Annotated in this window: 14 protein-coding genes and 5 tRNA genes; 17 read left to right on the top strand and 2 right to left on the bottom strand. The window is 41.5% G+C overall.

Annotated elements, in window-relative coordinates:
- Window positions 1–71: 71 nt before the first annotated feature.
- Window positions 72–1589 carry a glutamate--tRNA ligase gene (gene gltX, locus NXX38_RS03540; protein WP_122137475.1) on the top strand — a complete coding sequence of 506 codons (1518 nt, stop codon included), beginning with the start codon at window positions 72–74 and terminating at the stop codon, window positions 1587–1589.
- A 13-nt stretch (window positions 1590–1602) separates the two neighbouring features.
- Complete coding sequence (locus NXX38_RS03535; RefSeq protein WP_004296372.1) at window positions 1603–2826, top strand: 3-deoxy-D-manno-octulosonic acid transferase; 1224 nt, start codon at window positions 1603–1605, stop codon at window positions 2824–2826.
- Between the two features lie 328 nt (window positions 2827–3154).
- Here NXX38_RS03535 and NXX38_RS03530 read toward each other — a convergent pair whose 3' ends face one another.
- Window positions 3155–3667 carry a gamma carbonic anhydrase family protein gene (locus NXX38_RS03530; protein ID WP_008997822.1) on the bottom strand — a complete coding sequence of 171 codons (513 nt, stop codon included), beginning with the start codon at window positions 3665–3667 and terminating at the stop codon, window positions 3155–3157.
- Window positions 3668–3817: 150 nt separating this feature from the next.
- The gene (locus NXX38_RS03525; protein ID WP_258978607.1) at window positions 3818–5599 is read right to left on the bottom strand and encodes an aminopeptidase P family protein; all 1782 of its coding nucleotides are present in this window, start codon (window positions 5597–5599) and stop codon (window positions 3818–3820) included.
- A 188-nt stretch (window positions 5600–5787) separates the two neighbouring features.
- Between NXX38_RS03525 and rpsU the strand changes: the two genes are divergently transcribed.
- The 15 genes from rpsU to rplL all read left to right on the top strand — a co-directional run bounded on the left by rpsU (window position 5788) and on the right by rplL (window position 12121).
- Window positions 5788–5979, top strand: a complete 192-nt coding sequence (gene rpsU / locus NXX38_RS03520) for a 30S ribosomal protein S21 (protein ID WP_002558090.1) — start codon at window positions 5788–5790, stop codon at window positions 5977–5979.
- Between the two features lie 73 nt (window positions 5980–6052).
- The gene (xerC, locus tag NXX38_RS03515) at window positions 6053–6934 is read left to right on the top strand and encodes a tyrosine recombinase XerC (RefSeq protein ID WP_148365526.1); all 882 of its coding nucleotides are present in this window, start codon (window positions 6053–6055) and stop codon (window positions 6932–6934) included.
- A 15-nt stretch (window positions 6935–6949) separates the two neighbouring features.
- Window positions 6950–7249 carry a ribosome hibernation-promoting factor, HPF/YfiA family gene (hpf, locus tag NXX38_RS03510; RefSeq protein ID WP_004310895.1) on the top strand — a complete coding sequence of 100 codons (300 nt, stop codon included), beginning with the start codon at window positions 6950–6952 and terminating at the stop codon, window positions 7247–7249.
- A 97-nt stretch (window positions 7250–7346) separates the two neighbouring features.
- Window positions 7347–7420 (top strand) — tRNA-Thr (locus NXX38_RS03505).
- 85 nt (window positions 7421–7505) lie between these two features.
- A tRNA-Tyr gene (locus NXX38_RS03500) sits at window positions 7506–7588 on the top strand.
- Between the two features lie 28 nt (window positions 7589–7616).
- A tRNA-Gly gene (locus tag NXX38_RS03495) sits at window positions 7617–7689 on the top strand.
- Between the two features lie 10 nt (window positions 7690–7699).
- A tRNA-Thr gene (locus NXX38_RS03490) sits at window positions 7700–7771 on the top strand.
- A 51-nt stretch (window positions 7772–7822) separates the two neighbouring features.
- Complete coding sequence (tuf, locus tag NXX38_RS03485; protein ID WP_008997824.1) at window positions 7823–9007, top strand: elongation factor Tu; 1185 nt, start codon at window positions 7823–7825, stop codon at window positions 9005–9007.
- 53 nt (window positions 9008–9060) lie between these two features.
- A tRNA-Trp gene (locus NXX38_RS03480) sits at window positions 9061–9133 on the top strand.
- Between the two features lie 14 nt (window positions 9134–9147).
- Window positions 9148–9339 carry a preprotein translocase subunit SecE gene (gene secE, locus NXX38_RS03475; RefSeq protein ID WP_004296363.1) on the top strand — a complete coding sequence of 64 codons (192 nt, stop codon included), beginning with the start codon at window positions 9148–9150 and terminating at the stop codon, window positions 9337–9339.
- Between the two features lie 16 nt (window positions 9340–9355).
- Complete coding sequence (gene nusG, locus NXX38_RS03470) at window positions 9356–9898, top strand: transcription termination/antitermination protein NusG (protein ID WP_004296362.1); 543 nt, start codon at window positions 9356–9358, stop codon at window positions 9896–9898.
- A gap of 61 nt (window positions 9899–9959) precedes the next feature.
- Window positions 9960–10403, top strand: coding sequence for a 50S ribosomal protein L11 (gene rplK / locus NXX38_RS03465; protein WP_004307548.1), 444 nt, complete (start codon window positions 9960–9962; stop codon window positions 10401–10403).
- A gap of 15 nt (window positions 10404–10418) precedes the next feature.
- On the top strand, window positions 10419–11117 hold the full coding sequence (gene rplA, locus NXX38_RS03460; RefSeq protein ID WP_004296360.1) for a 50S ribosomal protein L1: 699 nt from the start codon (window positions 10419–10421) through the stop codon (window positions 11115–11117).
- A gap of 15 nt (window positions 11118–11132) precedes the next feature.
- Complete coding sequence (gene rplJ / locus NXX38_RS03455) at window positions 11133–11654, top strand: 50S ribosomal protein L10 (protein ID WP_099145748.1); 522 nt, start codon at window positions 11133–11135, stop codon at window positions 11652–11654.
- A 92-nt stretch (window positions 11655–11746) separates the two neighbouring features.
- Window positions 11747–12121, top strand: coding sequence for a 50S ribosomal protein L7/L12 (gene rplL, locus NXX38_RS03450; protein ID WP_004296358.1), 375 nt, complete (start codon window positions 11747–11749; stop codon window positions 12119–12121).
- Window positions 12122–12218: the final 97 nt, after the last annotated feature.

Genomic DNA, 12218 nt, shown 5'->3' with positions numbered 1-12218 from the left:
GTACAAAAAAAAACAATAGTGTGGAAAAAAAGGTTTAATTTTGCCACGATTTACCTATACTAACCCAAATTATGGCAGAAAGAAAAGTAAGAGTTCGTTTTGCTCCAAGTCCTACGGGAGCATTGCACATCGGTGGTGTGCGTACAGCTTTGTATAATTATCTATTTGCGCGTCAACACGGCGGAGACTTGATATTTCGTATTGAAGACACTGACTCTAACCGGTTCGTTCCGGGAGCGGAAGAGTATATACTCGAATCTTTTAAGTGGTTGGGTATCCACTTTGACGAGGGAGTGAGCTTCGGTGGTGAACACGGTCCGTACCGTCAGTCGGAACGCCGCGAAATCTACAAGAAATATGTGCAGATTTTGCTGGAAAATGGAAAAGCATACATCGCTTTTGATACTCCGGAGGAACTGGACGCTAAGCGTGCTGAAATTGCTAACTTCCAATATGATGCATCTACCCGTGGTATGATGCGCAACTCATTAACTATGCCGAAGGAAGAAGTGGATGCACTGATTGCTGAAGGCAAACAATATGTTGTTCGTTTCAAAATCGAACCGAATGAAGATATTCATGTAAATGACCTGATTCGTGGTGAAGTAGTAATAAACTCATCTATTCTGGATGATAAAGTGCTTTATAAATCGGCTGACGAACTGCCTACTTACCATTTGGCAAATATCGTGGATGACCATTTGATGGAAGTTTCCCACGTGATTCGTGGTGAGGAATGGTTGCCTTCCGCTCCTTTGCATGTGTTGTTGTACCGTGCTTTCGGCTGGGAAGATACGATGCCGGAGTTTGCTCACCTGCCTTTGTTGTTGAAACCGGAAGGTAATGGAAAATTAAGCAAGCGTGACGGTGACCGTCTCGGATTCCCTGTATTCCCATTGGAATGGCACGATCCGAAATCCGGAGAAATCTCTTCTGGTTATCGTGAATCCGGTTATTTGCCCGAAGCTGTGATTAATTTCCTGGCTTTATTGGGATGGAATCCGGGTAATGATCAGGAAGTGATGTCGATGGACGAATTGATTAAATTGTTTGATCTTCACCGTTGCAGCAAGTCGGGAGCTAAGTTCGACTATAAAAAAGGAATATGGTTCAATCATCAATATATACAGCAGAAACCTAACGAAGAAATTGCGGAACTGTTCTTGCCTTTCTTGAAAGAACAAGGCGTAGAGGCTCCTTTCGAAAAGGTAGTGACTGTGGTTGGCATGATGAAAGACCGGGTAAGTTTCATTAAAGAACTGTGGGATGTATGTAGCTTCTTCTTTGTGGCTCCTACCGAATATGACGAAAAGACGGTGAAGAAACGTTGGAAAGAAGATTCTGCCAAATGTATGACCGAATTGGCGGAAGTGATTGCCGGTATTGAAGATTTTAGTATTGAAGGACAGGAAAAAGTCGTTATGGACTGGATTGCAGAGAAAGGTTACCATACCGGTAATATCATGAATGCTTTCCGTCTGACATTGGTGGGTGAAGGAAAAGGCCCGCACATGTTCGATATTTCCTGGGTATTGGGCAAAGAGGAGACGATAGCTCGTATGAAACGGGCGGTAGAGGTTTTGAAGTAATCGACACAGTACTATGCTTTACGACCTGGCAATAGTCATTTATGACTTTATCGTCCATTTGGCTGCTCCGTTTAGCCGCAAGCCCCGGAAGATGATGAAAGGGCATTGGGTGGTGTATGAACTTTTACGCCAACAAGTGGAAAAAGGGGAACAGTATATTTGGTTTCACGCTGCTTCACTGGGGGAGTTTGAACAAGGACGCCCTCTGATAGAAATGATTCGTGAGAAATATCCTAACTATAAGATATTGCTGACATTTTTCTCTCCTTCCGGTTATGAAGTGCGTAAGCATTACCGGGGGGCGGATATTGTTTGCTATCTGCCGTTTGATAAGCCGAGGAATGTGAAGAAGTTCCTGGATATTGCAAATCCTTGCATGGCGTTCTTTATCAAATATGAGTTTTGGAAGAATTATCTGGATGAGCTGCACAAGCGCCGTATTCCGGTATATAGTGTGTCGTCCATCTTCCGTCGCGAACAGATATTCTTTAAATGGTACGGTGGCACTTATCGCAATGTCTTGAAAGATTTCGATCATCTGTTTGTTCAGAATGAGGCATCCAAACGTTATTTGTCGAAAATCGGCATCAGTCGTGTGACAGTGGTGGGGGATACCCGTTTTGACCGTGTACTGCAAATCCGCGAAGAGGCTAAAGAACTCCCGTTGGTGGAGAAATTTAAAGGAAACAATTCTTTTACTTTTGTTGCCGGAAGCTCATGGGGACCTGATGAGGATTTATTCCTCGAATATTTCAATAATCATCCGGAAATGAAGTTGATTATTGCTCCGCATGTGATCGATGAGAATCACCTGGTTGAGATCATCGGTAAACTGAAACGTCCGTATGTGCGCTATACCCGTGCTGACGAAAGAAATGTATTGAAAGCGGATTGCCTTATAATAGATTGCTTCGGCCTATTGTCCTCTATTTACCGTTATGGTGAAATAGCTTATATCGGCGGTGGTTTCGGAGTAGGAATCCACAACACATTGGAAGCGGCTGTATATGGTATTCCGGTGATTTTCGGACCGAAGTATCAGAAATTCATGGAGGCTGTTCAATTGCTGGAAGCAAAAGGTGCTTATTCTATCAAAGATTACGATGAGCTGAAAACTTTGTTGGATCGTTTCCTGACAGATGAGGTCTTTTTGCGCGAAACCGGAACGAATGCCGGTTATTATGTGACTAGCAATGCCGGTGCGACGGAGAAGATTATGCACATGATTAATTTCTAATAGCTTACTAACTGATATAATTTAGGCACGATAACACGGGCTATGCGGTTTTTAGAAATATAACAGCATAAAGTGACCATGTAATCCGTGCCTGAAATAAATTAGAAAGGGCGTTTTTACACACTACCGTTATTTCATACTTTTCACGGCGTTTTGTTATCAGACTGCTATTTCTTGATTTAATATGGTGGGAGAATGATGGGAGGTAGCTAAAAATAGAATGAGAAATAATTATATGAATGTTATTAGGTGGATAAAAAGATGAGAGATACTTGTTTTGAAATGTATCTCTCATCTTATATCTGTTTAGTTATCTGATGTTTATCTTCTACTTATACCATTGAGAATACATCAGATAGTTGTGAGCGATCTTCTGATTAAGCTCTTTGGCTTGCTCAGGGTCTACGTTTTTGATAAACTTGGCAGGTACTCCTCCCCAGATGCTTCCGGGTTCAATAATGGTATTGCTTAATACCAATGAACCGGCGGCAACAATTGCACCTTCTCCTACTACGGCATGGTCCAGGATGGTTGATCCCATTCCAACTAGAGCATAGTCTTTGATGGTTGCCCCATGGATCGTGACATTGTGTCCTACAGATACATGGTCGCCTATTTCAATAGTCGATTTCTGGTATAATGTATGCAAGACACTTCCGTCTTGGATGTTAACGCCATTGCCGATTCGTATAGAGTTGACATCTCCTCTTAATACGGTACTAAACCAGATGCTACAATCATTTCCTATTTTTACATCTCCTATAATAGTTGCGTTATCTGCGAGAAAACAGTTTTCTCCGATTTCGGGGGTGAATCCGCGTACTGATTTTATTAAAGCCATGAGATTTGTTTGATTTAATAATGTTTTTTAGTTGATACTATGTTATGTTGTCCGACACCCGGGTGTCGGTCGTCCTGACACCCGGGTCTTGGTAAGCTTGACATCCGGGTGTTGGGTATGCTGACACCCGAGTGTCAGACATCTTATTTCTTAAATAGAAGTGGTAGCTTCCTGTAACCAGACTTTTTCTTCCTCGTTAAGATCTGGAGATAGCTTTTCGTAAACAGTTTGATGGTAATTATTCAGCCATTCGATTTCCTCCTTTGTCAACATCTCCTTGATGATCCCCTTTTTGCAGATAGGACATAAAGTGATAGTCTCAAATTTAAGATATTCTCCAAACATTCCTTCTCCATCTTTGCAGACTAACGTCAGATTCTCCGTACGTATCCCGTGACTGCCTGCCTTATAAACACCAGGTTCGTTGGATGTAATCATACCGGGTTGGAGAATTACAGGGTTCTCATTCATACGAATGCTTTGTGGACCTTCGTGTACACTCAAGAAATGCCCGACGCCGTGCCCTGTGCCATGGAGAAAGTTCATTCTGTGGTTCCAGATAGGCATACGTGCCAGTACATCGAGTTGCGCACCACGGGTTCCGGCTGGGAATTTGGCCATAGCCAATGCTATGTGTCCCTTTAATATTAAGGTATAATCCGTCTTTTCCTCTTCCGTCAGTTCGCCTAATGCGATGGTACGAGTGATGTCAGTGGTTCCGTCCAAGTATTGTGCCCCTGAATCTAAGAGTAGGAACCCTTTAGGCTGAAGGGGTACATCGCTTTCCGGCGTTGCCGAATAATGCACGATTGCTCCATGCTCTTTATATCCTGCAATGGTGTCGAAGCTTTCTCCCATGTAGAGAGGCTGTGCTGCTCTGAACTCATGCAGCTTTTTATCTATACTTAATTCAGTTTCTTTTCCGGTGGATACAGATTCTTCCAGCCACTTGAGAAATCTGACAAGTGCCACTCCATCCCGTTGCATGGCAGCATGGATGCCGGCTATTTCCTGCTCATTACGAATGGCTTTCAATAATGTGACGGGAGACTCGCCGCGAATAATGGAACATTTCGGATGGATGGCCGAGTAAATCGCATAATTCGTTTTCCGTGGATCAATAAGAATATTTTCTCCGGAGAAAGAATTCAGGAATGTCTCTACCTCATCATATTTCTGTATTCCTATTTGTTGTTTCTTTAGATAAGTCTCGACCTCCGGCGTCACTTTTTCCGGAGAAACAAAGTAAGTCACCTCATCCTGTGTAATTAACAGGTAGCTCACTATGACTGGATTGCAATGTACGTCGTTTCCTCGTAGATTGAGAGTCCATGCTATTTCGTCCAGTGCAGATATGAATAAAGCATAGACGCCTTTCTTCTTCAACTCCGAACGGATGGCGGATATTTTTTCTTCGCAGCTTTTTCCTGCATATTTGATATCATAAATAAAAGCTGGAGAGTCAGGGATGGAGGGACGGTCTTTCCAGATGTTTTTTAATGGATCTCCAAATATATCTACCTGTAACTGATGTACCGCTAGTTCTTCTTTCATTTGTTCTACCTGTTGCACGGAGAACATTTTCCCGTCAATGCTTACAGATTCTCCGGGTTTTAAGTGCTGGCAGAGAAACTCTGTTATGCTTGGAGTTTCCGGCAACATCTCTTTGTAGAGTGTGATGCCGCTGCCTTCCAGCTCTTTCTCTGCCTGAAGGAAGTAACGTGAGTCGGTCCATAATCCCGCTTTGTCCATCAGGATGACCGCTGTTCCTGCGGAACCTGTGAAACCGGAAATCCATTCGCGTGACATCCAGTGGGGAGCCACATACTCACTAAGATGAGGGTCGGTGCTGGGGATAATGAATGCTTTGATGTAATTGGGATGGAAGGTCATGCGCAAAGCATGCACTCGTTCTTTTATGTTCTGTTTCATACCTTATTATATTATTATAGACATGTAAGTGTTTCAAAGGTACTAACTTTCTGCATTTAATGACTTGTTTATGAATAGTTTTTGAGAAATATTTGCCGAAAGTTTTGTGAATAAAGAAAGTATGTGTAATTTTGCGGCGCAATTTGACTGCAGAATTTTTTTAATCATAACATATTAATAGTAACAAAATGATTGTAGTACCTGTAAAAGAAGGCGAAAACATTGAAAAAGCGCTGAAGAAGTTCAAAAGAAAATTTGAGAAAACTGGCATCGTAAAAGAATTGAGAAGCAGACAGCAGTTTGATAAACCGTCTGTAACTAAAAGACTTAAGAAAGAACGCGCAGTTTACGTACAACAACTTCAGCAAGTAGAAGATTAATAATTCGTAATTTCCTTTGAATTATTGAATTCTTTTCATACATTCGTTGCACGATTTTAGATGTAGCGATATTATGTTGATAGAATCTTTTCTTGATTATCTCCAGTATGAGCGGAACTATTCTGAAAAAACCGTTCTTGCGTACGGTGAAGATATAAAGCAACTGCAGGAGTTTGCTCAGGAAGAGTATGGAAAGTTTAATCCGTTAGAGGTCGAGGCGGAACTGATTCGTGAATGGATTGTTTCATTGATGGATAAAGGGTATACCTCAACTTCTGTAAATCGTAAGCTAAGTTCGCTCCGAACGTTTTACAAGTATCTCATAAGACAGGGAGAAATGACTATAGATCCTTTGCGTAAAATAAAAGGACCTAAAAACAAAAAGCCGTTGCCTGTGTTCTTAAAAGAGAACGAAATGAATCGGTTGTTGGATGATACGGATTTTGGCGAAGGATTTAAAGGTTGTCGGGACCGGTTGGTGATTGAAGTGTTTTATGCTACTGGCATGAGACTTTCGGAATTAATAGGTTTGGATGATAAGGATGTGGATTTTTCGGCTTCTCTTCTGAAAGTGACCGGGAAAAGAAATAAGCAACGACTGATACCGTTCGGTGATGAACTGCGGGAGTTGATGCTTGAATATATTAATGTAAGAAACGAAATGATTCCGGAAAGGTCGGAGGCTTTCTTTATTAGAGAGAATGGCGAACGGCTTTATAAGAATCTGGTCTATAATTTAGTGAAACGGAACCTGTCAAAGGTGGCAACGCTGAAGAAAAGGAGTCCTCACGTGTTGAGGCATACTTTTGCTACCACAATGCTGAATAATGAAGCGGAGTTGGGCGCGGTAAAAGAACTTTTAGGTCACGAGAGCATTACGACTACCGAGATCTATACGCATGCCACATTTGAAGAACTTAAAAAAGTGTATAAACAAGCTCATCCAAGAGCTTAAAAAAAGGAGGTAAGTATGGATGTTAGAATTCAATCAATTCACTTTGATGCGTCAGAGCAATTGCAGGCATTTATTCAGAAGAAAGTGTCTAAGTTGGAGAAATATTACGAAGATATAAAGAAAGTAGAGGTGTCATTAAAGGTAGTAAAACCAGAAGTTGCTGAAAATAAAGAAGCAGGCATTAAAATATTAATCCCTAATGGAGAGTTTTATGCAAGCAAAGTGTGTGATACATTTGAAGAGGCAATTGATTTAGATGTGGAAGCGCTCGGAAAACAGCTGGTTAAATACAAGGAAAAGCAACGTAGCAAATAAAAAAATCCCAAATATTTTGCGGGAAAGAAATAAATAACTAAATTTGCAGCCGTTTCGCTCGCGTTAGAACGTGACGGTTGCATTTTTTAGTAAGTTTGCCTCTTTAGCTCAGTTGGCCAGAGCACGTGATTTGTAATCTCGGGGTCGTTGGTTCGAATCCGACAAGAGGCTCAAAAAGAAACTGAAGAACAAAGAAAGAACATCTGTCTTTATCATATTGTTTGAAAAGAGTTCTTTTATTTCTTGATTTTGAAAAGGGCAAATACCAGAGTGGCCAAATGGGGCAGACTGTAAATCTGCTGGCTTACGCCTTCGGTGGTTCGAATCCATCTTTGCCCACAATCAGAGTGACAACTTTGGCAAGAATGCGGAAGTAGCTCAGTTGATAGAGCATTAGCCTTCCAAGCTGAGGGTCGCGGGTTTGAGCCCCGTCTTCCGCTCTCTTTTCTTGCTGTTATAGCTCAGTGGTAGAGCACTTCCTTGGTAAGGAAGAGGTCCCGGGTTCAAATCCCGGTAACAGCTCATAAAGGATGTAAATGCTGATTATTAATCAAATAAATAACAAGTAAAGCTATGGCTAAAGAGAAATTTGAACGTACCAAACCGCATGTGAACATTGGTACAATCGGTCACGTAGACCACGGTAAGACAACGTTGACAGCTGCTATCACTACAGTGTTGGCAAAAAAAGGTCTTTCAGAATTGCGTTCTTTCGATTCTATCGACAACGCTCCTGAAGAAAAAGAAAGAGGTATTACTATCAATACTTCTCACGTTGAATATCAAACAGCTAACCGTCACTATGCACACGTAGACTGCCCGGGTCACGCCGACTACGTAAAGAACATGGTAACTGGTGCTGCTCAGATGGACGGTGCTATCATCGTTTGTGCTGCAACTGATGGTCCGATGCCTCAAACTCGCGAACACATTCTGTTGGCTCGTCAGGTAAACGTACCTCGTCTGGTTGTATTCTTGAACAAATGCGATATGGTAGACGACGAAGAAATGTTGGAACTCGTTGAAATGGAAATGAGAGAACTTCTTTCATTCTATGATTTCGACGGTGACAATACTCCTATCATCCGTGGTTCTGCTCTTGGCGCATTGAACGGTGTTGAAAAATGGGAAGACAAAGTTATGGAGCTGATGGATGCTGTTGATACTTGGATTCCACTGCCTCCGCGCGATGTTGATAAACCATTCTTGATGCCGGTTGAAGACGTATTCTCTATCACAGGTCGTGGTACTGTAGCAACAGGACGTATCGAAACAGGTATTATTCACGTTGGTGATGAAATTGAAATCCTTGGTTTAGGTGAAGATAAGAAATCAGTTGTAACTGGTGTTGAAATGTTCCGTAAACTGTTGGATCAAGGTGAAGCTGGTGATAACGTGGGTCTTTTGCTTCGTGGTGTTGACAAGAACGAAATCAAACGTGGTATGGTTCTTTGTAAACCGGGTCAGATTAAACCGCACTCTAAATTCAAAGCTGAGGTTTATATCCTGAAGAAAGAAGAAGGTGGTCGTCACACTCCGTTCCACAACAAATATCGTCCTCAGTTCTACTTGCGTACTATGGACTGTACAGGTGAAATCACTTTGCCGGAAGGAACAGAAATGGTAATGCCGGGTGATAACGTAACTATTACAGTTGAGTTGATCTACCCAGTAGCATTGAACCCGGGTCTTCGTTTCGCTATCCGCGAAGGTGGACGTACGGTAGGTGCTGGTCAGATTACTGAAATTATCGACTAATACACAATAATTAATCAGTTCCCGGTTTTTCATCGGGAACTGATTATGTACACACGGGAGTAGCTCAGTTGGTAGAGCACCGGTCTCCAAAACCGGGTGTCGGGAGTTCGAGCCTCTCCTCCCGTGCTAATATTATTGAAATGAAAAAGGTAATAGCTTATATTAAAGAATCTTACGACGAACTTGTACATAAAGTATCGTGGCCTACGTATTCTGAACTTGCTAACAGTGCAGTAGTTGTTTTATATGCTTCCCTGCTTATTGCATTGGTAGTATGGGGTATGGATGTCTGTTTCCAGAACTTCATGGAAAAAATCGTTTATCCACATTAAAAAATAGGAATTGAAAATGGCTGAGATTGAAAAGAAATGGTACGTTCTGCGTGCTATTAGTGGAAAAGAAGCTAAGGTAAAGGAATATCTTGAAGCTGATCTTAAGAACAGCGACCTTGGTGAATATGTATCTCAGGTATTGATTCCTACTGAAAAAGTTTACCAGGTTCGCAATGGCAAAAAAATTGTGAAGGAAAGAAGTTATCTTCCTGGTTACGTTTTGGTGGAGGCTGCTTTGGTTGGTGAGGTCGCTCATCACTTGCGCAACACTCCGAATGTGATAGGCTTTTTAGGTGGCTCCGAGAAACCGGTGCCTCTCAGACAATCAGAAGTGAATCGTATACTTGGTACAGTGGACGAACTGCAGGAAACGGGTGAAGAACTTAATATTCCGTACGTAGTGGGTGAAACTGTAAAAGTTACTTTTGGACCTTTTAGCGGATTCAGTGGCATCATTGAAGAAGTGAATAGTGAAAAAAAGAAACTAAAGGTCATGGTAAAGATATTCGGGCGCAAAACACCGCTTGAATTGGGCTTTATGCAAGTGGAAAAGGAATAACACGGAATTGTTACGCTGTTGTTGTTCTTCGTTTAATGTTTATATATAAATCAATAAAAAAATGGCTAAAGAAGTTGCTGGACTAATCAAGTTACAGATTAAAGGAGGCGCTGCAAATCCATCACCTCCCGTTGGACCTGCTTTGGGTTCTAAGGGTATCAATATCATGGAATTTTGCAAGCAATTCAATGCCAGAACCCAAGACAAAGCAGGTAAAATTTTACCTGTTATCATTACTTACTACGCAGATAAGTCTTTCGATTTTGTAATCAAGACTCCTCCCGTTGCTATTCAATTACTTGAAGTAGCTAAGGTAAAGAGTGGTTCTGCTGAGCCTAACCGTAAGAAAGTTGCCGAGCTTACTTGGGAACAGATTCGTACGATTGCTCAGGACAAAATGGTTGACTTGAACTGTTTTACTGTGGAAGCTGCCATGAGAATGGTTGCAGGTACAGCTAGAAGTATGGGTATCGCTGTAAAAGGGGAGTTCCCGGTTAATAACTAATAAACTTCAATTGTAATGGGTAAACTGACAAAAAATCAAAAGTTAGCTGCAGAAAAGATTGAAGCAGGGAAAGCATACTCACTGAAAGAAGCTGCATCTTTGGTAAAAGAAATCACTTTTTCCAAATTCGATGCTTCACTGGATATTGATGTACGTTTAGGGGTTGACCCGCGTAAAGCTAACCAGATGGTGAGAGGTGTTGTTTCACTTCCTCATGGTACTGGTAAAGAAGTGCGTGTGTTGGTACTTTGTACACCGGATGCTGAAGCTGCTGCAAAAGAAGCAGGTGCTGACTATGTTGGTCTTGACGAATATATTGAAAAGATCAAAGGTGGATGGACTGATATTGATGTAATCATCACTATGCCATCTATCATGGGTAAAATTGGTGCACTCGGTCGTGTACTCGGTCCTCGTGGATTGATGCCGAACCCTAAGAGTGGTACTGTAACTATGGATGTTGCTAAGGCTGTAAAAGAAGTAAAACAAGGTAAAATTGACTTTAAGGTTGATAAGAGCGGTATTGTTCACACTTCTATCGGTAAGGTATCATTCAGTCCTGATCAGATTCGCGACAATGCGAAAGAGTTCATCTCTACTCTGAACAAACTGAAACCGACCGCAGCAAAGGGTACATATATTAAGAGTATTTATCTTTCTAGTACAATGAGTGCGGGTATTAAGATCGACCCGAAATCAGTGGATGAAATCTAATAAAACAGAGAAATAATGAGAAAGGAAGATAAAAGTACGATTATAGAGCAAATTGCTGCTACAGTAAAGGAATATGGTCACTTCTACTTGGTGGACGTTACAGCTATGGATGCTGCCGCTACCAGCGCATTGAGAAGAGATTGCTTTAAATCAGACATCAAATTGATGGTGGTTAAAAACACTCTGCTTCACAAGGCACTCGAAAGTTTGGAAGAAGACTTTTCACCTCTTTACGGTTCTTTGAAAGGTACTACTGCTGTTATGTTTAGCAATACTGCAAACGTTCCTGCTAAGCTGATCAAAGACAAAGCAAAAGACGGTATTCCCGGACTGAAAGCTGCATATGCAGAGGAAAGCTTCTACATTGGTGCTGACCAATTGGATGCTCTCGTTTCAATCAAGAGTAAGAATGAAGTTATCGCCGATATCGTTGCCTTGCTGCAATCTCCGGCCAAGAATGTTATTTCTGCTCTTCAATCAGGTGGTAACACCCTACACGGAGTTCTCAAGACTCTTGGTGAACGTACCGAAGCGTAAAAATGGAAAAAGGTGTTATAGCCTTGGGAATAACATCCCGAATAATTTTCAAAAATCAACAAAGTATTTAAACAATTAAAATCATACAAAAAATGGCAGATTTGAAAGCTTTTGCAGAACAATTAGTTAACTTGACAGTAAAAGAAGTTAATGAACTTGCAACTATCCTTAAAGAAGAATATGGTATTGAACCTGCTGCTGCAGCTGTAGCTGTTGCTGCTGGTCCTGCAGCTGGTGCTGCTGCCGCAGAAGAAAAAACTTCTTTCGACGTAGTATTGAAGAGCGCTGGTGCAGCTAAACTTCAGGTAGTTAAGGCCGTTAAGGAAGCTTGTGGTCTAGGTTTGAAAGAAGCTAAAGACTTGGTAGACGGTGCTCCTAGCACAGTTAAAGAAGGTTTGGCTAAAGACGAAGCAGAATCATTGAAGAAAACATTGGAAGAAGCTGGAGCTGAAGTTGAACTTAAATAACATTGGCCTGGTAATCAGGTAATTCGGTTAAGAATCCTTCACAAGAGGGTTCTTAACCTTTTTGTGTATATATTTCAAATTAAGTTCTCCAAATTCA

It is taken from the genome of Bacteroides sp. BFG-637 (assembly GCF_024793605.1).
Classification (GTDB): domain Bacteria; phylum Bacteroidota; class Bacteroidia; order Bacteroidales; family Bacteroidaceae; genus Bacteroides; species Bacteroides vicugnae.
This window is presented reverse-complemented; position numbering and strand designations above follow the sequence as displayed.

Excerpts from the sequence above, each read along its gene's own strand:
- gltX (WP_122137475.1), top strand. The coding sequence starts at position 72 with ATGGCAGAAAGAAAAGTAAGAGTTCGTTTTGCTCCAAGTCCTACGGGA.
- NXX38_RS03535 (WP_004296372.1), top strand. The coding sequence starts at position 1,603 with ATGCTTTACGACCTGGCAATAGTCATTTATGACTTTATCGTCCATTTG.
- NXX38_RS03530 (WP_008997822.1), bottom strand. The coding sequence starts at position 3,667 with ATGGCTTTAATAAAATCAGTACGCGGATTCACCCCCGAAATCGGAGAA.
- NXX38_RS03525 (WP_258978607.1), bottom strand. The coding sequence starts at position 5,599 with ATGAAACAGAACATAAAAGAACGAGTGCATGCTTTGCGCATGACCTTC.
- rpsU (WP_002558090.1), top strand. The coding sequence starts at position 5,788 with ATGATTGTAGTACCTGTAAAAGAAGGCGAAAACATTGAAAAAGCGCTG.
- xerC (WP_148365526.1), top strand. The coding sequence starts at position 6,053 with ATGTTGATAGAATCTTTTCTTGATTATCTCCAGTATGAGCGGAACTAT.
- hpf (WP_004310895.1), top strand. The coding sequence starts at position 6,950 with ATGGATGTTAGAATTCAATCAATTCACTTTGATGCGTCAGAGCAATTG.
- tuf (WP_008997824.1), top strand. The coding sequence starts at position 7,823 with ATGGCTAAAGAGAAATTTGAACGTACCAAACCGCATGTGAACATTGGT.
- secE (WP_004296363.1), top strand. The coding sequence starts at position 9,148 with ATGAAAAAGGTAATAGCTTATATTAAAGAATCTTACGACGAACTTGTA.
- nusG (WP_004296362.1), top strand. The coding sequence starts at position 9,356 with ATGGCTGAGATTGAAAAGAAATGGTACGTTCTGCGTGCTATTAGTGGA.
- rplK (WP_004307548.1), top strand. The coding sequence starts at position 9,960 with ATGGCTAAAGAAGTTGCTGGACTAATCAAGTTACAGATTAAAGGAGGC.
- rplA (WP_004296360.1), top strand. The coding sequence starts at position 10,419 with ATGGGTAAACTGACAAAAAATCAAAAGTTAGCTGCAGAAAAGATTGAA.
- rplJ (WP_099145748.1), top strand. The coding sequence starts at position 11,133 with ATGAGAAAGGAAGATAAAAGTACGATTATAGAGCAAATTGCTGCTACA.
- rplL (WP_004296358.1), top strand. The coding sequence starts at position 11,747 with ATGGCAGATTTGAAAGCTTTTGCAGAACAATTAGTTAACTTGACAGTA.